Annotated in this window: 20 protein-coding genes; 18 read left to right on the forward strand and 2 right to left on the reverse strand. The window is 45.2% G+C overall.

From position 1 onward, the window contains the following. Nucleotides 1-20 precede the first annotated feature (20 nt). From safA to yajC, 9 genes are all read left to right on the forward strand, one after another. Complete coding sequence (gene safA / locus FED51_RS21555) at nt 21-1,250, forward strand: SafA/ExsA family spore coat assembly protein (protein WP_175414311.1); 1,230 nt, start codon at nt 21-23, stop codon at nt 1,248-1,250. 78 nt (nt 1,251-1,328) lie between these two features. Then, nucleotides 1,329-2,309 carry a YhcN/YlaJ family sporulation lipoprotein gene (locus FED51_RS06760; protein ID WP_138090346.1) on the forward strand — a complete coding sequence of 327 codons (981 nt, stop codon included), beginning with the start codon at nt 1,329-1,331 and terminating at the stop codon, nt 2,307-2,309. A gap of 133 nt (nt 2,310-2,442) precedes the next feature. Further along, nucleotides 2,443-2,982: an intercompartmental signaling factor BofC gene (locus FED51_RS06765; RefSeq protein ID WP_138090348.1), complete on the forward strand. Its 540-nt coding sequence runs from the start codon at nt 2,443-2,445 to the stop codon at nt 2,980-2,982. Nucleotides 2,983-3,086: 104 nt separating this feature from the next. After that, on the forward strand, nt 3,087-3,698 hold the full coding sequence (ruvA, locus tag FED51_RS06770) for a Holliday junction branch migration protein RuvA (RefSeq protein WP_138090350.1): 612 nt from the start codon (nt 3,087-3,089) through the stop codon (nt 3,696-3,698). Nucleotides 3,699-3,712: 14 nt separating this feature from the next. Further along, nucleotides 3,713-4,714: a Holliday junction branch migration DNA helicase RuvB gene (gene ruvB, locus FED51_RS06775; protein WP_138090352.1), complete on the forward strand. Its 1,002-nt coding sequence runs from the start codon at nt 3,713-3,715 to the stop codon at nt 4,712-4,714. Then, nucleotides 4,711-4,926: a DUF2905 domain-containing protein gene (locus tag FED51_RS06780; protein ID WP_010897394.1), complete on the forward strand. Its 216-nt coding sequence runs from the start codon at nt 4,711-4,713 to the stop codon at nt 4,924-4,926. The genes ruvB and FED51_RS06780 overlap by 4 nt, the downstream gene beginning before the upstream one ends. 77 nt (nt 4,927-5,003) lie before the next feature. Beyond that, complete coding sequence (queA, locus tag FED51_RS06785) at nt 5,004-6,047, forward strand: tRNA preQ1(34) S-adenosylmethionine ribosyltransferase-isomerase QueA (RefSeq protein WP_010897395.1); 1,044 nt, start codon at nt 5,004-5,006, stop codon at nt 6,045-6,047. 35 nt (nt 6,048-6,082) lie between these two features. Further along, nucleotides 6,083-7,222, forward strand: a complete 1,140-nt coding sequence (gene tgt / locus FED51_RS06790) for a tRNA guanosine(34) transglycosylase Tgt (protein WP_053431595.1) — start codon at nt 6,083-6,085, stop codon at nt 7,220-7,222. 36 nt (nt 7,223-7,258) lie between these two features. Next, nucleotides 7,259-7,525, forward strand: a complete 267-nt coding sequence (gene yajC / locus FED51_RS06795; protein WP_010897397.1) for a preprotein translocase subunit YajC — start codon at nt 7,259-7,261, stop codon at nt 7,523-7,525. A gap of 54 nt (nt 7,526-7,579) precedes the next feature. Here the strand turns inward: yajC and FED51_RS06800 are convergent, their stop codons facing one another. Next, nucleotides 7,580-7,963, reverse strand: a complete 384-nt coding sequence (locus FED51_RS06800) for a TIGR04086 family membrane protein (protein WP_010897398.1) — start codon at nt 7,961-7,963, stop codon at nt 7,580-7,582. Between the two features lie 178 nt (nt 7,964-8,141). Between FED51_RS06800 and FED51_RS06805 the strand changes: the two genes are divergently transcribed. From FED51_RS06805 to FED51_RS06815, 3 genes are all read left to right on the forward strand, one after another. Continuing rightward, nucleotides 8,142-9,428, forward strand: a complete 1,287-nt coding sequence (locus tag FED51_RS06805) for an ArsB/NhaD family transporter (protein ID WP_010897399.1) — start codon at nt 8,142-8,144, stop codon at nt 9,426-9,428. Nucleotides 9,429-9,531: 103 nt separating this feature from the next. Then, nucleotides 9,532-10,188 (forward strand): DUF421 domain-containing protein, encoded by a 657-nt coding sequence (locus FED51_RS06810; protein ID WP_053431594.1) that lies wholly within the window; start codon nt 9,532-9,534, stop codon nt 10,186-10,188. Nucleotides 10,189-10,282: 94 nt separating this feature from the next. Then, on the forward strand, nt 10,283-10,534 hold the full coding sequence (locus FED51_RS06815; protein ID WP_053431593.1) for a hypothetical protein: 252 nt from the start codon (nt 10,283-10,285) through the stop codon (nt 10,532-10,534). Nucleotides 10,535-10,594: 60 nt separating this feature from the next. Here the strand turns inward: FED51_RS06815 and spoVB are convergent, their stop codons facing one another. After that, nucleotides 10,595-12,163 (reverse strand): stage V sporulation protein B, encoded by a 1,569-nt coding sequence (gene spoVB / locus FED51_RS06820; RefSeq protein ID WP_053431592.1) that lies wholly within the window; start codon nt 12,161-12,163, stop codon nt 10,595-10,597. 218 nt (nt 12,164-12,381) lie between these two features. Between spoVB and FED51_RS06825 the strand changes: the two genes are divergently transcribed. From FED51_RS06825 to FED51_RS06850, 6 genes are all read left to right on the forward strand, one after another. Continuing rightward, entirely contained in the window at nt 12,382-12,867 is a 486-nt protein-coding gene (locus FED51_RS06825; RefSeq protein WP_138090354.1) for a COG2426 family protein, read from the forward strand. A 32-nt stretch (nt 12,868-12,899) separates the two neighbouring features. Continuing rightward, nucleotides 12,900-13,175, forward strand: a complete 276-nt coding sequence (locus FED51_RS06830; protein ID WP_010897403.1) for a post-transcriptional regulator — start codon at nt 12,900-12,902, stop codon at nt 13,173-13,175. 169 nt (nt 13,176-13,344) lie between these two features. Beyond that, nucleotides 13,345-14,658 carry a protein translocase subunit SecD gene (gene secD, locus FED51_RS06835; RefSeq protein ID WP_083445571.1) on the forward strand — a complete coding sequence of 438 codons (1,314 nt, stop codon included), beginning with the start codon at nt 13,345-13,347 and terminating at the stop codon, nt 14,656-14,658. Beyond that, complete coding sequence (gene secF, locus FED51_RS06840; RefSeq protein WP_083445570.1) at nt 14,648-15,583, forward strand: protein translocase subunit SecF; 936 nt, start codon at nt 14,648-14,650, stop codon at nt 15,581-15,583. The genes secD and secF overlap by 11 nt, the downstream gene beginning before the upstream one ends. Before the next feature lie 320 nt (nt 15,584-15,903). Continuing rightward, nucleotides 15,904-16,806 carry a cation diffusion facilitator family transporter gene (locus FED51_RS06845; RefSeq protein ID WP_053431591.1) on the forward strand — a complete coding sequence of 301 codons (903 nt, stop codon included), beginning with the start codon at nt 15,904-15,906 and terminating at the stop codon, nt 16,804-16,806. A gap of 9 nt (nt 16,807-16,815) precedes the next feature. Beyond that, complete coding sequence (locus FED51_RS06850; protein ID WP_053431590.1) at nt 16,816-17,133, forward strand: LapA family protein; 318 nt, start codon at nt 16,816-16,818, stop codon at nt 17,131-17,133. Nucleotides 17,134-17,136 lie beyond the last annotated feature (3 nt).

A 17,136-nucleotide genomic window follows, 5' to 3' on the forward strand; every position in this document is an offset into this window, starting at 1 on the left:
ACTATAGGAGGGAGTGTAACGTGAAAATTCATATTGTGCAAAAAGGGGACACCTTATGGAAGCTGGCCAAAAAGTACGGAGTGGATTTTGAACAGCTAAAGGCAGCAAATAGCCAATTAGCGAATCCCGATATGATCATGCCTGGGATGAAGATCAAAATTCCGACAGGAAGCGTGCCAGTGAAAAAAGAAGGACCACACGTTCAGGTGAAAGAGCAACCGGTGCAACCAATCCATCCGAAAGAAGCACCGACTCCACCACCAACTCATGTCATGCCGCAAATGCCAACGATGCCCCACCCAAAAGTGACACAGGAAGCAAAAGTAACGGAAAAAACGCAAAATATGTATGAAACTCATTTGAACTTTAATTATTACGGACAGCCGAAACCGCCTGTGGCACCGATTCCGAAACCACCAAAGAAGGAGATGCCCAAAAAGGAAATCCCTAAAAAGGAGGTACCAAAGAAGGAGATGCCTAAAAAGGAAATGCCTAAACAGAAAGTGACACCGAAAGAATTTCCGAAAAAAGAGATGCCAAAAAAAGAAATGCCAAAAAAAGAAATGCCGAAGCCTACTCCGCCTTCTCCAAAACCGAAGCCGATGCCGATGGTGACCGCACCTGTCCATAAACCGATGCCAAAACCGAAACCAATGCCTGTACAAATGCCTATGCATATGCCAGTGAGTAAATGCGTTCAACCTCAATGGCAACCGGTGAGTCCATTAATGCCAGGATGTAGCCCAGGTCCTGTTCATGGAATGCATAGTCCACATGGAATGTACCCAACGATGCCCCAAATGGATTTTGGCCACCACGAGTGGACACCTGATATGATGCCACCGTCAACGTGGGGTCACCCAATGCAACAACAATGGCCGCAGATGGATCAAAACGTGCATCCGCAACAATGGCCGCAAATGGATCAAAACGTGCATCCGCAACAATGGCCGCAAATGGATCAAAACGTGCATCCGCAACAATGGCCACAAATGGATCAAAACGTGCATCCGCAACAATGGCCGCAAATGGATCAAAATATGCATCCACAGCAATGGCCGCAGATGTCTCAGCAACCAATGCAACCGCAAATGATGCCATTTGGCACACAGCCGCAACAAATGCATGGAATGGGACATTCTCCATATGGAATGATGCCAGGTTCTGGACAGGGATGGGGAGCGCCAAGTCAATTCAGTGATTATGAAGTGCCAAATCAGTATCGGGAAGAAGATGACTACGAAGATTGACAGTCACTCCAGTAACTAACAGACTAAAGAGAGCCTCCTTAAGCCAGTCTAAAAGGTGAAAGGAGGCTTTTAAAACCGATGAAAAAAATGGCCATTTCATTCACAGCAGCAACGATGCTTTTAAGTGGTCTCGCCGCATGTGGTGGAGATCCAGCTGCACAAGATATGCAAACGCATAACCGTCGTGTAGGCTTTGAAGCTCAAGACATGAGTGGTGCTTATACTGCTAATCGCTATCGCGGACAAGGTCCTGTAACAGATATGATGACGCCTGATTACCGTGGAGGTGCCTACGGACGCCTAGACCAACATGGCGCTCGGGGCGGATTTCACCGTGGAGCAGGTCATGGTACGCATATGGGGACATATGATACGGGACGACCAGGCGCTGGTTTCGATGGTGGATTCGGGCCGCAACAGCGTGGGACGATGACACCATATGGTGCTGGTCGTGCTGGTTTTACTCGTGATGGAGTTGCCCCGCACGGTCGTGGACCAGGAATGGGACGAGCTGGTATTACCGGAAATGACCGTCCTGGAATGGTTGATGATAATGGTATCATTAATCCATTAAATCGAGGGCGTCAAGGTGCGATGGGAGGACAGACTCATCGTCAAGGAGCATTAACTCAACAAGATCGAGCAGTACCACGCCAAGAAGGAAGACAACACCTTCGTGGAACAGTGACCGACGATCAAGTTCGCTACCATAAAGACTATGACGGTGAAACTGTTCAAAACATTGTACAGCGTGTGGAACGTTTGGACGATGTTGAAGACTGTCGCGTTGTTGCCCATGATGGAGATATCGTTGTTGCGGTCCAAACACGAGGAGATCAAGAAGATGTCCGTCGTGATGTAAAACGGACGGTTGAAAAGATGACGGATGATGATAAAGATGTTTACGTTGTCTCAGATGCCGATGTGTTTGACCGAGTGCGTACGATGGATGACCGTCTCCGTACTGGAGCGGCTTGGAACGAAGTCGGGGCCACTTTTAGAACGATGTTAGAAGATCTTGGTCGCGCAGCACAACGTCCGTTTGAACGAACTCGATAGTCATTTTGGGAGGGGAGCTGTATTAGCTCCTCTTTTTCTAATGTAAAGGACTTTTCCCTTGAACGAGTAAAATCCATAGAGTTTGGAAACACTTTCTACATAGATCGCTAATTATTTAAGGCGGTGGAGAACAATGGAACAATTCATTTTTATGAAAATGGTTTTTCGTTCGATTTTAGCAGTTATGGTGATCGTTAACTTTTTTCTCATCAGTTCGATTGTAGCCATGGGCGGGAATCAATTTGCAGTGGCAGCTGAAACTAATTCGACCGCCATTTCAGTACGACTCGAACGTCACTACGTAGATGGTGAAATAAGTGAAGAGTATATAACCGAACCATTCGAGACGATTGAACAATTAATGGGGCAATACCATGGATGGATTTTTGTTTCTCAAAACGGAGACGAGATGATTTTAAAAAAGGATGTCCCAGATCTGTCTCCTTTAACAAAGGCTAATGGTTTTTTTAGTATTTCAAACGATGGACAGCTGAACCTGTACGATGGGTCAGCAGAAGAGCAGCCGATCATCCAATCGTTTTTTCGATTGGATACGAAAAAGTTGGAAAGTGGGCTTCACGATCAATTGCGGTCCGGCATTCGGATTGGGACCCTCGACGATTACCGAGAAGTACTTTCCATTTGTCTCCCATATCGTCAAGAGGAAATGTAGAGACGCCCCCTTTTGCGGAAAAAGCAAGAGGGGTTTTTCACGTACTTTCTTCTCGTTATGCTACAATAAAGACGGACTTATTTTGTGGAAAGGAAGTACGAGCTGTGATTGATTACTTGCGAGGAACATTAACGGGTATTGACCATCAATATGCCGTCGTTGAGGTTCATGGGGTGGGTTATCAAGTGTATTGCCCAAACCCATATGAGTTTGAAAAAGAACGGGATTCCGTGATCACCATTTATACATACCAATATGTTCGAGAAGATGTGATCCGCTTATATGGTTTTCGGACAAAGGAAAAGCGTTCATTGTTTGAGAAGCTTTTAAATGTTTCAGGCATAGGACCGAAAGGAGCACTTGCCATTTTAGCTACTGGTCAACCGGAGCATGTCATACAGGCGATTGAAGAGGAAGATGAGGCCTTTTTAGTCAAGTTTCCTGGCGTAGGAAAGAAAACAGCCCGACAAATCATCCTTGATTTAAAAGGAAAAGTGGATGAATTGCACCCAGGTCTTTTCTCTCAGAAGGAAGAGCAGCCAAAACCTCACGAGAAAAACGCTGGGAACCAGGATCTCGATGAGGCGATGGAGGCGCTAAAAGCACTAGGGTATGTGGAAAAAGAGCTTAAGAAAGTGAAGCCAAAACTCGAGCAGGAAACGTTAACGACCGATGCGTATATTAAAAAAGCATTGCAGCTTATGTTGAACCGCTAAGGGAGTGAACGAACATGGAAGAGCGTATGGTATCAGCGGAAGCACAAACAGAAGAAGCTGCGGTTGAACAAGGCATCCGACCGCATTCCTTTGAGCAGTACATTGGTCAAGAAAAAGTGAAGCAAAATTTAAAGGTCTTTATTGAGGCGGCAAAAATGCGCGAGGAAGCGTTAGATCATGTACTGCTTTACGGTCCCCCGGGACTAGGGAAAACGACACTTTCAGCGATCATCGCCAACGAATTAGGGGTGCAAATGCGAACAACATCAGGTCCAGCGATTGAGCGACCAGGTGATTTGGCAGCTATTTTAACCGCGTTGGAACCGGGGGATGTTCTGTTTATTGATGAAATTCATCGGTTAAACCGGATGGTGGAGGAAGTGCTCTATCCAGCCATGGAGGATTATTGTATCGATATTGTTATAGGCAAGGGACCAACGGCGCGCTCCGTCCGTCTTGATTTACCACCATTTACGCTTGTAGGGGCGACGACAAGGGCTGGGATGTTATCCTCGCCGCTTAGAGACCGATTTGGTGTGATGGCACGGTTGGAATATTACAATGTGGAAGAACTGACAACGATCATTGAGCGAACGGCCACCATATTCGATACAGAGCTTGAGCGAGACGCGTCGATTGAAATAGCCCGAAGATCACGGGGGACGCCAAGAATCGCGAATCGTCTTTTGCGGAGGGTTCGTGACTTTGCTCAAGTTTCGGGGGATATGCGTATTTCCTCAAGCAGGGCGATTGAATCCTTGGAACGATTACAGGTGGATCGGTTAGGATTGGATCATATTGACCATAAATTAATAAAAGGGATTATGACGAAGTTTAACGGAGGACCGGTTGGTCTAGAAACGATTTCGGCTACGATCGGTGAAGAGACTGACACAATTGAAGAAGTGTATGAACCGTATTTGCTGCAGATTGGCTTTTTGCAACGAACGCCTCGTGGACGCGTTGTGACACCACTTGCTTACGAGCATTTCAACATGGAGGTGCCAAATAAATGAACATCCCAAAAATATTCATTACCCTTGGCATTGTTCTCATTATCATCGGCATTCTTTGGCAAATCGGTGGTCGGTTTCTACCGCTCGGAAAATTACCAGGAGATATTTTAATTAAACGAGAAAATGCCACGTTTTATTTTCCGATCATGACGTCGATTATCATTAGTATCGTCCTATCGCTCATTTTGTTTTTGCTTGGACGATTTCGTTAACGTTCTTGCCAAAGTAGTCTTCGTTTTTGTAAGATAGGAAAGATCGCAATTTGAACGGATGGAAAAGGTGACGAAAGATGAATGTACGTGATTTTGATTTTCACTTACCAGAAAAGCTTATTGCACAGACGCCGCTTAAGGATCGGACGGCGTCTCGTTTGCTCGTATTGGATAAACATACAGGAGCGGTTGAAGATAAAAAATTCCCTGATTTGCTTCAGTTTATAGAGGCCGGTGATTGTCTCGTCCTTAACGATACACGTGTCCTTCCTGCTCGACTGTTTGGAGTGAAGGAAGAAACGGGGGCTCAGGTTGAAGTTCTCTTGCTAAAGCAAATGGAAGGGGATCGGTGGGAAACATTAGTGAAGCCTGCCAAACGGCTGAAGGTCGGAACGATTATTCGTTTTGGCAATGGCGAACTGACAGCAACATGTGTACAGGAGCTAGAGCATGGGGGAAGGGTGCTTGAGTTTTCATACGAGGGGATTTTCCATGAGGTTCTCGACCAGCTCGGTGAAATGCCCCTTCCACCTTATATTAAAGAACAGCTCGATGATAAGGACCGATATCAGACCGTGTTTGCCAAAAATCGTGGATCGGCAGCGGCGCCAACGGCAGGGCTTCATTTCACGGAGGAGCTGCTCGATCAATTGAAGCAAAAAGGGGTGCACCTTGCGTTTATCACTCTTCATGTAGGGTTAGGGACGTTTCGCCCGGTAAGTGTGGAAGAGATTGAGGAGCATGAGATGCACGCAGAATTTTATCAGATGAGCGCTGGGACTGCTCGCCTGTTAAATGAGGTAAAGCGACAAGGTGGGCGAATTATTGCCGTTGGGACCACATCTGCGCGCACACTTGAAACGATACGTCAAGAACACGACGAGTTTGTCGAGACCTCGGGATGGACGTCTATCTTCATCTATCCTGGTTATGAATTTAAAGGAATAGATGGTCTTATAACGAACTTCCATCTTCCGAAGTCGACGCTCGTGATGCTTGTTAGTGCATTGGCTGGAAGGGAAAATCTGTTGAACGCTTATGCTCATGCCGTCAAGCAATCGTATCGATTTTTCAGTTTTGGCGATGCGATGTTCATTTATGATAAAAAGACAAATTCATAAGCGGCATCGGATGCAGGAAAGAAGGAGGAGTCACAATGGCGGCAGTCACCTATGAACTCATAAAAACATGTAAGCAATCAGGAGCTCGTCTAGGGAAGCTTCATACTCCCCATGGGACGATCGAAACACCGATCTTTATGCCTGTTGGAACGTTAGCAACGGTCAAAACGATGAGTCCTGAGGAGTTAAAACAGCTTGGGGCGCAAATTATCTTAAGCAATACGTACCACTTATGGCTGAGACCAGGTCATGATATCGTGAAAGAAGCGGGTGGATTACACGAGTTTATGAACTGGGATCGTCCGATCTTAACCGATTCTGGCGGATTTCAAGTATTTAGTTTGAGCGATTTGCGTACAATTGAAGAAGAAGGGGTTCATTTTCGCAACCATTTGAGTGGAGAAAAGTTATTTTTATCTCCTGAAGGAGCAATGGAGATCCAAAATGCCCTCGGCTCTGATATTATGATGGCGTTTGACGAATGTCCGCCATATCCAGCGGAACGGGACTATATGCGTCCATCGGTGGAACGGACGAGTCGTTGGGCTGAGCGTTGTCTTAAAGCCCACAAACGGCCAGAGGATCAGGCCCTATTTGGTATTATTCAGGGTGGAGAATATGAGGATTTGCGCAGGCAAAGCGCGCAGGACATTACCTCACTTGACTTTCCAGGTTATGCGATCGGGGGGTTATCGGTTGGTGAACCGAAAGACGTCATGAATCGTGTTCTTGAATTTACAACACCGCTATTGCCTGCCAATAAACCGCGTTATTTGATGGGGGTCGGTTCACCGGATTCCCTTATTGATGGCGCCATTCGTGGGATCGATATGTTTGATTGTGTCCTGCCGACTCGAATCGCCCGCAACGGCACATGTATGACGAGCAATGGTCGATTAGTCGTACGAAATGCAAAATATGCCCGAGATTTCAGACCGCTCGATGAAAATTGTGATTGTCACGTATGTCAAACATACACCCGTGCCTACATTCGTCATTTAGTAAAATGTGACGAAACGTTTGGTTTTCGATTAACCACTTATCATAACCTTTATTTCTTGTTAAAATTAATGAAGGACGTAAGACAAGCGATCCTTGATGATCGATTGTTGGACTTTCGGGAAGAATTTTTTGAGCAATATGGCTTCAATCAGCCGAATGCGAAAAATTTCTGATTGGAAGTCGTTCGTAATGGAAGGGAGGGAAAATGAATGGAAGGTCTTGGAGGATTTTTAATTCCGCTTATTTTAATGTTTGCGATTTTTTACTTCTTGCTTATTCGTCCGCAACAAAAGCGGCAAAAGCAAATTCAAGAAATGCATAATAATTTGCAACGCGGAGACAAAATCGTTACCATCGGTGGACTTCATGGGACCATTGATTCTCTTGATGAGAGCACAGTGGTCATTCTTGTAAACGATAATCGTAAACTTACGTTTGATCGTTCAGCGATCCGCGAAGTCGTCAATCCAGATTAATACATAAGAAAAGCGCAGCTACTGAGGCTGCGCTTTTCTTTGCTCATCCTCTTTTCAACGATCCTTTCCCCCGCTGAAATTTACTCCAATAATGCCCCCGAGCATCCCCGCAAGCAAATACCCTCCATGAATCAGCATTTGGCTCGTCGTAAACGTTGTATTGTAACCGAGAAACATGATAAGAAACGTAACTAATGAGAAAAACAAAGCAGTTAGCGCTCCGATCATCCATCCCCGTTCCTTCGTCTTAGCTCCAGCTACTGCTCCGCCAAGAAAGAGAGCGATAAAGGCAATTGCCAAAATCGCCCACTGGAACGACATCTCTGTCAAGGAAGAAAAATGAACGATAAGAGAGGCGAGCAAACTAAAGGATAAGACGACAATCATAATCGTTAAAAGCCCCATCAATAAAGCAGGACCCCAGTTTTTTAAACTCATGTCCATCCGACTCCTTTCCATGTTTGTACAATACATATTCAAGCTTGTATTTAATTAGAAGTTTTACTTTATTCGCGACAATCGTTGATGAAAAATATGGTGGAACTCCGAGCTATGGACATGTTTGGATATGGCTTGTCATAGGATGGTATAAACGTGATGGAAGGAGTCCGCTTTCATGGAATTAACCCTAGCTTTAGTCATTTTTGTTATATGCTATCTTCTCATCATGGCAGAAACGTTTAATCGGGCCGTTGTTGCTTGTCTCGGTGGGGTCCTCATGTTATTTGTGGGCATTTACCCTCTCGACGCTGCGTTTTTACAGTACATCGATTGGCACACGATTACGTTGCTTCTTTCCATGATGATACTCGTTTCCATTACAAGCCAAAGCGGCTTTTTTGAATACATGGCCATCCGCTTAGCGCAAAAAGTTGACGGACGGCCAATCCCGCTTCTGATTGTTGTTGCTGGCATAACTGCCATCGGATCGGCTTTTCTTAATAACGTGACGATGGTCTTGTTGATTGTCCCGATCGTCTTAACGCTAACGAACCTACTTAAATTAAACGCCGTCCCGTTTTTATTAACACTCGTGATGGCCTCAAATATTGGTGGAACCGCTACATTGATTGGAGATCCGCCCAATTTAATGATTGGGCAGGCCGTGGCCCATTTGTCGTTTAACGATTTTTTGCTTCATTTAGGACCAATTGTGGCAGTGATTTTCTTTGTTGTGCTCATTGGCCTTATTTTATACTACCGCAGGCAACTCTCCGTGACGGCGGAAGATCGCTCAAGACTAAGAGGTGTGGACCCGACGTCATATTTAAAAAATCGTCCTCTCCTTATAAAGTCAATGACCGTTTTGACCTTAACGACCATTGGGTTCACGATCCAACCGTTTTTACCTGTGGAGCTAACAAGTATCGCAATGGCAGGAGCGTTGCTATTAATGTTAATCACTCAAAATGAGCAAGATATGGAGGGAGTCTTTCGTTCGGTTGAATGGGTAACACTGTTTTTCTTTATCGGTCTATTTATGCTTGTCGGTGGAATTAAAGAGGTAGGCATCATTGATGAAATTGCAAAGGCGATTATTTATTATACAGAAGGAGACATTCCAAAGACTTCACTGTTTATTTTATGGGGGTCCGGCATCTTATCAGGATTTGTTGACAACATTCCGTTCGTTGCTGCGATGATTCCCGTCATTTTGGAATTTCAAGAGTACGGAGTCGGAGAGTTGGACCCACTATGGTGGTCGCTCGCCCTTGGCGCTTGTCTTGGGGGGAATGCAACGGTTATTGGCGCTACCGCTAATGTAATCGTGGCAGGGCTTGCCGTTCAAGCAAAACAGTCCTTCAGTTATTTAGAGTTTTTAAAAGTAGGGGCTCCGGTGGCCCTCGTATCGTTTTTACTTTGTACTGTTTATTTGTACATTCGGTATTTGATTTATTTTTAGAAAAATACCTTAACGTCAAGTTCGAACAGGATTTCCAAACTCTTTCTCTTATCGTCTCCTTCATCTGCGGGAACCCTAGTCATAAAGATGAAGGAGGAGCCTGATGGAGTACCCGACAATCATTCTTCGTACAATCCTCATATACTTTATCATTTTGCTCGTCTTGCGAATCATGGGGAAACGAGAAATTGGACAGCTATCTGTTCTAGACTTTGTCGTCTCCATCATGATTGCGGAATTAGCTGTTATTTCAATTGAGAATATCCAAGTGTCGATGATGAATACGATTATTCCGATTGTCGTTCTCTCGCTTATTCAAATTGTTTTTGCATATGTTTCATTAAAAAGTAAGACGATGCGCCGACTTGTGGACGGAAAGCCGACGGTGTTAATTAGTCAAGGGAAAATTGATGAAAGGGAAATGCGCAAACAGCGCTACAATTTTGATGATCTGCTCATTCAGCTTCGTCAAAGCAATGTCCGCGATATATCAGACGTTGAATTCGCCATCTTAGAGCCTTCAGGCAAACTATCGGTAATCGAAAAGCGTCAGTTTTCTGGGAAAAGCTCTTCTTATTTACCGTTACCACTCATATTGGATGGAAAGGTTCAGGAAAAACATTTGGAGAAAATAAATAAAACGTCTCTATGGCTAAGACAGCAATTAAGGAAACTCGGCTATCGAGACATAAAAAAAATTTCCTACTGTGCCATAAAAGAGGATGGGACGTTTTTTATTGACATAAAGGATGAAAAATAAGGGCGAAATACAGTGGATAAGCGTGGAAACGAGAGGAGGGTCAATCCCATAGTATAGTTTAGAACGCTTCACAAAAGGGAGGCTTTACGATACTATGGGATATTACTATGATCTGTGCTGCAAACATCATGGCCAAGTGGTTCAAATCACTGAAAAATGCGGAAAACGCCACGTCGGTCGAATTGTAGCGGTGGATCACCAATATGTCTACTTGGAGCCTGTCGGAGGGCATCGAGGACCTGGTGGTTTTTGTTACGGATGGGGCTGGGGCTGGCGTCCTTTCTTCCCAGTCGCACTTGCAGCCATTGCTGGGTTTGCTCTAGGCGCTGCTCTATTTTGGATTTAATCAAGGAGCTGACTCTCAAATGTAGAGTCAGCTGTTTTTTTATTGATATCCTACAACAATCTATGCTGGAATAAGCTTGCTTAAGAATGAGCCGATCAGAGGGATTCGCGTGGCTTCTTCTTTTTTCACTAAGCCGAGAAGTAGGGCGAGCAACGCATAACATAACACCGTCAGTCCGATCGCTAGCAATGTTTGTATCATAAGGGGCCAATCTGAAAATGCATAACGATGTACGAGACTGCTAAAGACAACGGATGCTCCGAGAAGGACGGAAGCCTTGGCGATAAAGATGATATTCACCGTCAGACTGATGGTTTTTACAACAGAAGCAAAATGTAACGTGGTGACGAGGAGAATCCCGATCACAATCGCTAACGCGGCTCCCATGATGCCAAGCTCTGGTCGAGTAGCAAGAGCGAAGATCGCAGCGATTTTCACAATCGCCCCATAAAAGCTATTCATCATCGCAGCTTTGGCTAAATTTAAGGCTTGTAGCGTCGATTGGAGTGGACCCTGGAAGTATAAAAAGATCGTAAATGGCGCCATTACTTTAATAAAAACAGCCGCCTCAGGCGCGTCGTACATTAACGCCATAACTGGTTCGGCAAATACGTAGAGGACAACAACGGATATCCCGCCTGACAGCATAGCGAGTCGCAGCGCTTGGCCAAGGCGATGATGGATTAATGGATACCGTTTTTTCGCAGCGGCCTCACTAATTGCAGGAACGAGTGATACTGAAAGAGAATACGTAATAAACGTTGGTAGCGTTAATAATGGAATGACAAACCCAGCGAGCTGACCGTATTGCTGTGTGGCTACAGCCGTTGCTACTCCGGCAATCGCAAGGCTTTGGGCGACGACAATTGGTTCGAAAAAATAAGAGACCGATCCGACTAAGCGGCTCCCGGTTGTCGGCAGGGAAATGGCCATAAGGTCGACGAATGTTTTCTTCCCTTCTCCTAAATAAGCAAAAAACTTCTGACGGATACGAAAGCTTTTTTTTCGTTTGAACATGACGATCATATACAGCAAGGAAGCTAGTTCACCGAGGACGACGGAGATCATCGCTCCAGCAGCAGCATATTCGACCCCTAATGGAAGAAAGGCGCTTGTCAATAAAGCGACAAATGTAATCCGAACCACTTGTTCAATTACTTGTGAATAAGCGGTTGGTTTCATGTTTTGCAACCCTTGAAAATAGCCGCGCATGACCGATGAAAGGGCCACGATCGGGACAATTGGGGAAATGGCTACAAGTGGCCAATACGCCCTTGAATCGGTTAAAAGGGTGGACGCTATCATGGGAGCTAACAAAATCATCGCGGTCGTAAAGACGATACTTAGCGTCAGTGTAATCGTCGTAGACACGACGAGAATTCGCTTAATTCGTGAGCGATCATTTAAAGCGTCGGCCTCGGCTACGAGCTTTGAAATGGCAACTGGGAGACCGAATTGGGTAATCGTAATGACGAGAAGCAAGGTGGGCACAGCCATGACATATAGGCCTACCCCCTCAGCACCCATAATACGTGCGACGACGATTCTGTTCACAAATCCGAGAAATCTTGTGATGAGCCCTGCGATAATCAGAATAAAAGTGCCTTTCAGAAACGTCTGCTTGGACATGTTTGCCCCCCTACTTTCTTTGGAAAACTTGGCTCTCTTGCGCCAAGCCGTATTGGTAGAAGCGAATATTTTTTATAGTTGCGCCTTGAAATATGTGTGAACATTTATTACGTACAAAAAAGGATGGATATTTTCCGTTATTACTTATATGCTTAGTAGTGGGTCAAGCATGACAAGTTGTTTTACTAGATTGAAAGATACAGAAAGGACGAAGCAACGTGAAGGAGTTCATCACCGACATTCTTGTCGAGCAATTTGGCTTTTTGCCGACTGAATTACTTGTCGTACTCGTTTCTGCGGTGCCAATCGTTGAATTGCGTGGTGGCATCCCATTAGGTGTCGTCCTTGGTTTAAGCCCATGGGAAGCGCTCCTATTTGGAATCATTGGTAATTTACTCCCCATTGTCCCGATCTTGCTGTTGTTCCGGCCGATCAGTGGTTGGATGCTGAGGTTTAAGTGGTATCAGAGATTGTATGATTGGCTCTACAATCGTACAATGAAGAAGAGCAACAACGTGGAAAAGTTCGGCGCGATCGGTTTGATTCTCTTTACGGCAGTGCCATTGCCAACAACAGGAGCCTATTCGGCTTGTTTAGCGGCCGTACTCTTTTTTATTCCGTTTCGCTTTGCGTTTTTTGCCGTGTCCGCAGGGGTTGTTATTGCAGGCATAGTCATGACGCTATTTTCGTATATCCTCGTTTAACCGACATTTTTGGTTAGAAGGGAGGGGAGTTTGTGGAAGAAAAACAGCAATTTGAACTTTGGCGCGACGACGTTCATCCTGCGATTGTGAGCAAGGTGGACGAACTTCATCTATTAGGCTATGATCGGGCGACAGAGGACGAAGTATGGGCGTGTGTACTACACCGGCTTCGGAAGGAAAAGAATTTTGTTGCAAAGCATGTATTTGTTCATGCGATCTTAGCCTTGTCACCGCAGCAATACATGACATGGCTTACAGCCGAAGCATACAAGCAGCCGGAAGATTGGTTCCAGGAGTTTGAGGTGTAGGCTTCAGGCTCCTTTTCCCATTCCATTGTCTCGTAAACGAATTGTGGAAATTGACAGGGATTTCCGGAAGCCGTTATAATGAAAGGAATTGTACATAGTGATCTTAACCAAAGAGGCGACGAAGAAACGAGAGAAGGTTGCCTTTTGTCGAAGGAGGAAGTCATCTACTATGGTTAAAAAAGGACGGATTGCCGCCTTTTTTCTTATCGTCATTGCTCTTGGCGTGCTTATTTCACAGACGGTCATGGATGTGACCCGTGAGATCAAGCTAGGCCTTGATTTGCAAGGAGGATTTGAAATTTTATATGAAGTGAGTCCAATTGATGAAGGGGCTGAGGTGACGGAGGCAACGTTAACAGCGACCGTCAGCTCGTTGAATCAACGGATCAACGTTCTTGGAGTATCTGAGCCGAACATCCAGATCGAAGGGGACGATCGGATTCGCGTGCAGCTTGCAGGAGTTGAAGATCAGGAAACAGCCCGTGAGCTTTTAGCAACAGAAGCTAATTTAACGATTCGCGACGTAAACGACGAGGTACTGCTCGATGGTGGGGACCTTGCAGAAAATGGTGCAAGTGCTTCGTTCCATCCTGATACGAACATGCCGATTGTCACGCTAACGTTAAAGGATGCCAATCAATTCGGGGAAATTACCCGTGAAATTTCTCAGCGTCCAATGGGAGAAAACTTGCTCGTCATATGGCTTGATTTTGAAGAAGGGGTAGACTCTTATGCGGAAGAAGCGATGAAAGCAAGTCCGAAATATATTTCTGCTGCATCTGTCAATCAGCCGTTGTTTACGCGGGATGTCATGATTGAAAATCGCAGCGGGGACTTTACGGTAGAGCAAACCCGTTTCATTGCGGACATTTTAAATGCGGGCTCACTGCCAGCCAAGCTTGACGTATTGTCGTCCAACTCCGTTAGTGCGTCGCTCGGGGAGCAAGCGATGGAGCGTACTGTTTACGCAGGGTTTATTGGCGTGGCTCTCATCTTTTTGTACATGCTCTTGTACTATCGATTCATGGGAATGATCGCTACCATTACATTAACCGTCTATATTTATTTAGTTCTCCTCATCTTTAATTGGATGAATGCGGTCTTGACTTTGCCAGGAATCGCGGCGCTTATTCTTGGTGTCGGGATGGCGGTCGATGCGAACATCATTACCTATGAGCGGATTAAGGAAGAGATTCGATCAGGAAAATCGATCATGTCCTCCTTTAAGGCCGGGAGCCGACGTTCGCTCTCGACGATTTTGGATGCGAACATTACAACGATTCTTGCTGCATCGGTCCTTTATATTTATGGGACAAGCTCGGTTCAAGGGTTTGCGGTGATGTTAATCGTCAGTATTTTGATGAGCTTTGTTACTGCTGTATTCGGTTCGCGCTTACTCCTTGGTCTTTGGGTGAACAGCCGGGCTTTGAACAAAAAGTATCGCTTGTTTGGCGTGAAGGAGAGTGAGATTAGTGAACTTTAAAGACAGAGAGATCGATTTTGTTAAACATCGAAAAAAGTTCTTCCTCATCTCAGGGCTCTTCACGCTCATTGGGATCATCGTGCTGTTAACGTTCGGGCTGAATTTAGGGATCGATTTTGAAAGCGGCTCGCGAATTGAAGTACAAGGAGAGTCCACCTTAACGAGCGAAGAGGTACTGGCTGAATTTGAAGCGATCGGGTTTGAGCCTGATGACATCACACTCGCAGGGAACAACAATGAATTGGCATATGCTACCTTTAGTCGTGACTTGTCAGAAGACGAAATTGCAACCATTCAAAATCATTTCAATGATGCATATGGACTGATGCCAAACATAAGTACCGTGTCACCAACTGTCGGGAAAGAGCTGGCACGGAATGCGCTAATTTCCGTCCTCATTGCTTCGATTGGGATCATTATCTATGTCACGATTCGCTTTGAGCTATTGTATGGAGTTGCAGCAATTGTCGCCTTGTTCCATGACGCATTTTTTATCATTGCTGTCTTTAGCTTGTTGCAAATTGAGGTTAATGTTCCGTTCATTGCGGCGGTGTTAACGATCGTCGGGTATTCGATCAATGATACGATCGTTACATTTGACCGGATTCGTGAAAATATGAAATATGCCAAGCGAGTCAAAGGCTTTGACGACTTAGCAGACATTGTCAATAAAAGCCTTGTACAAACATTGGCCCGTTCGATCAATACGGTCTTAACGGTTATGTTTGCTGCGGCTGCGATCTTTGTATTTGGTGGCGAGGCGATTCGTAGCTTTGCGTTTGCACTTCTGATCGGATTGGTTGCTGGAACGTATTCCTCCATGTTTTTAGCTTCTCAACTATGGTTAGTATGGAAATCGAAACAGCTAAAAAAGAAAAAGTTCCGTGCCAAACCAGTTCAACCTGAAGAAGAACCAACACCATAAGCTTCTAGACATGACTGACAGGCTCGGTCATGTCTTTTCTTTTTGAGACTTTAACGTTATAAAGGTGTAACCCTCTTTGAATAAAAACGGAGATGGTTAGCTAAAGCAGCAATCGTCATTCATTTGCAAGCTCCCTGTCGCTCGTTTTTCAGCAGGCGCTTTCCTTTTTTTGATGAAATGGAAGAAGAGTTGCTAAATCACTGATAGAAACCATTCCATTTCGGGTATGATAAGAAGACAGTGGTCTTCACACGGATAAGAGTGTTTCATATCGTTAACTTGATAGAGGCTAGCAGTCAAAAACTGTAGGGAGTGATACATTGAGAGAAGAAGAGGTTCGCTACCAAAAACTTCGATTTGCTGCATGGATAGGAATTGTCGCTAACCTTGGATTAGCTGCAATGAAAGCCATTGTCGGCGTGATCGCCAACAGTAAAGCGCTAATTGCTGATGCGGTCCACTCCGCCTCAGATGTGGTTAGCTCAGTCGTCGTTTTAATTGGGGTTCGTGCCGCAAAAATGCCGCCTGATAGAGATCATCCGTACGGCCATGGGAAAGCGGAATCAATTGCTTCGATCATAGTGGCGGTCCTGCTTTTTATTGTTGGTTTTGAAATTGCTGTTTCAGCTTTTCAATCCTTTTTCGAACCGGTTGAAGTCCCACGAACATTAGCGATTTATGCGGTGCTCATCTCCATTTTCGTAAAGGAAGGATTGTTTCGTTATAAACACTATTTAGGTAAAAAATTTAAAAGCGACGCGCTTGTGACCGACGCTTGGCACCACCGCTCCGATGTTCTTTCTTCATTTGCCGCTCTACTCGGGATCGGCGCCGCGATTCTTGGCGGCTATCTTCACATCCAGTGGCTCGTGTACGGTGATGCCGTGGCTAGTGCTGTCGTCGCTGTGCTAATTGGTAAAATGGCATGGGATCTTGGAAATCAAGCGATTCATAATACACTTGATCATGTGCTTCATGATGAAGATACTGTGGAAATGAGAGAAGCGGCAAAAAGTGTGGACGGGGTCATGAACCTTGATGCTTTTCATGCACGAGAGCATGGACATTATGTGATCATAGATATAAAAATTGCCGTCAACCCTCGCATGACCGTAGAGGACGGACATACGATCGCAAAAGCGGTGAAAGAACGGCTCATGTTAGAGCCAAATGTTCACGATGTGTTCGTGCATGTGAACCCTTATAACGGAAAGGACTCGTAGGAGGTTTATATGAAAGGACAGTGGGGATTAATTCTAGGACTCTTGGCAGCACTGATCATTGCCGTTTTTGCTGTCATTAATGTCGATCCGGTCCAGGTGAACTATTTGTTTGGGACAGCCGAATGGCCGCTCATTTTAGTCATCTTAGGGTCTGTGCTCATGGGAAGTTTAATGGCAGGAGGCTTGTCGATCGTACGAATCTATCAGCTTCAGCACGAGGTGCGTCGTCTAAAAGGAACGGCTCGCACAAAGCAGCCTCAACAAACGGGCGCTGATCAACAAGAGAGAGACGACAAATGTCCCTCTACGGACTCTGATAAATCGTAAAAG

The organism is Halalkalibacterium halodurans (assembly GCF_005671335.1).
GTDB lineage: Bacteria > Bacillota > Bacilli > Bacillales > Bacillaceae_D > Halalkalibacterium > Halalkalibacterium halodurans.

Excerpts from the sequence above, each read along its gene's own strand:
- yajC (WP_010897397.1), top strand. The coding sequence starts at position 7,259 with ATGGAAGGTCTTGGAGGATTTTTAATTCCGCTTATTTTAATGTTTGCG.
- tgt (WP_053431595.1), top strand. The coding sequence starts at position 6,083 with ATGGCGGCAGTCACCTATGAACTCATAAAAACATGTAAGCAATCAGGA.
- FED51_RS06810 (WP_053431594.1), top strand. The coding sequence starts at position 9,532 with ATGGAGTACCCGACAATCATTCTTCGTACAATCCTCATATACTTTATC.
- FED51_RS06815 (WP_053431593.1), top strand. The coding sequence starts at position 10,283 with ATGGGATATTACTATGATCTGTGCTGCAAACATCATGGCCAAGTGGTT.
- spoVB (WP_053431592.1), bottom strand. The coding sequence starts at position 12,163 with ATGTCCAAGCAGACGTTTCTGAAAGGCACTTTTATTCTGATTATCGCA.
- queA (WP_010897395.1), top strand. The coding sequence starts at position 5,004 with ATGAATGTACGTGATTTTGATTTTCACTTACCAGAAAAGCTTATTGCA.
- secD (WP_083445571.1), top strand. The coding sequence starts at position 13,345 with ATGGTTAAAAAAGGACGGATTGCCGCCTTTTTTCTTATCGTCATTGCT.
- FED51_RS06765 (WP_138090348.1), top strand. The coding sequence starts at position 2,443 with ATGGAACAATTCATTTTTATGAAAATGGTTTTTCGTTCGATTTTAGCA.
- FED51_RS06760 (WP_138090346.1), top strand. The coding sequence starts at position 1,329 with ATGAAAAAAATGGCCATTTCATTCACAGCAGCAACGATGCTTTTAAGT.
- FED51_RS06800 (WP_010897398.1), bottom strand. The coding sequence starts at position 7,963 with ATGAGTTTAAAAAACTGGGGTCCTGCTTTATTGATGGGGCTTTTAACG.
- FED51_RS06850 (WP_053431590.1), top strand. The coding sequence starts at position 16,816 with ATGAAAGGACAGTGGGGATTAATTCTAGGACTCTTGGCAGCACTGATC.
- FED51_RS06805 (WP_010897399.1), top strand. The coding sequence starts at position 8,142 with ATGGAATTAACCCTAGCTTTAGTCATTTTTGTTATATGCTATCTTCTC.
- FED51_RS06780 (WP_010897394.1), top strand. The coding sequence starts at position 4,711 with ATGAACATCCCAAAAATATTCATTACCCTTGGCATTGTTCTCATTATC.
- ruvB (WP_138090352.1), top strand. The coding sequence starts at position 3,713 with ATGGAAGAGCGTATGGTATCAGCGGAAGCACAAACAGAAGAAGCTGCG.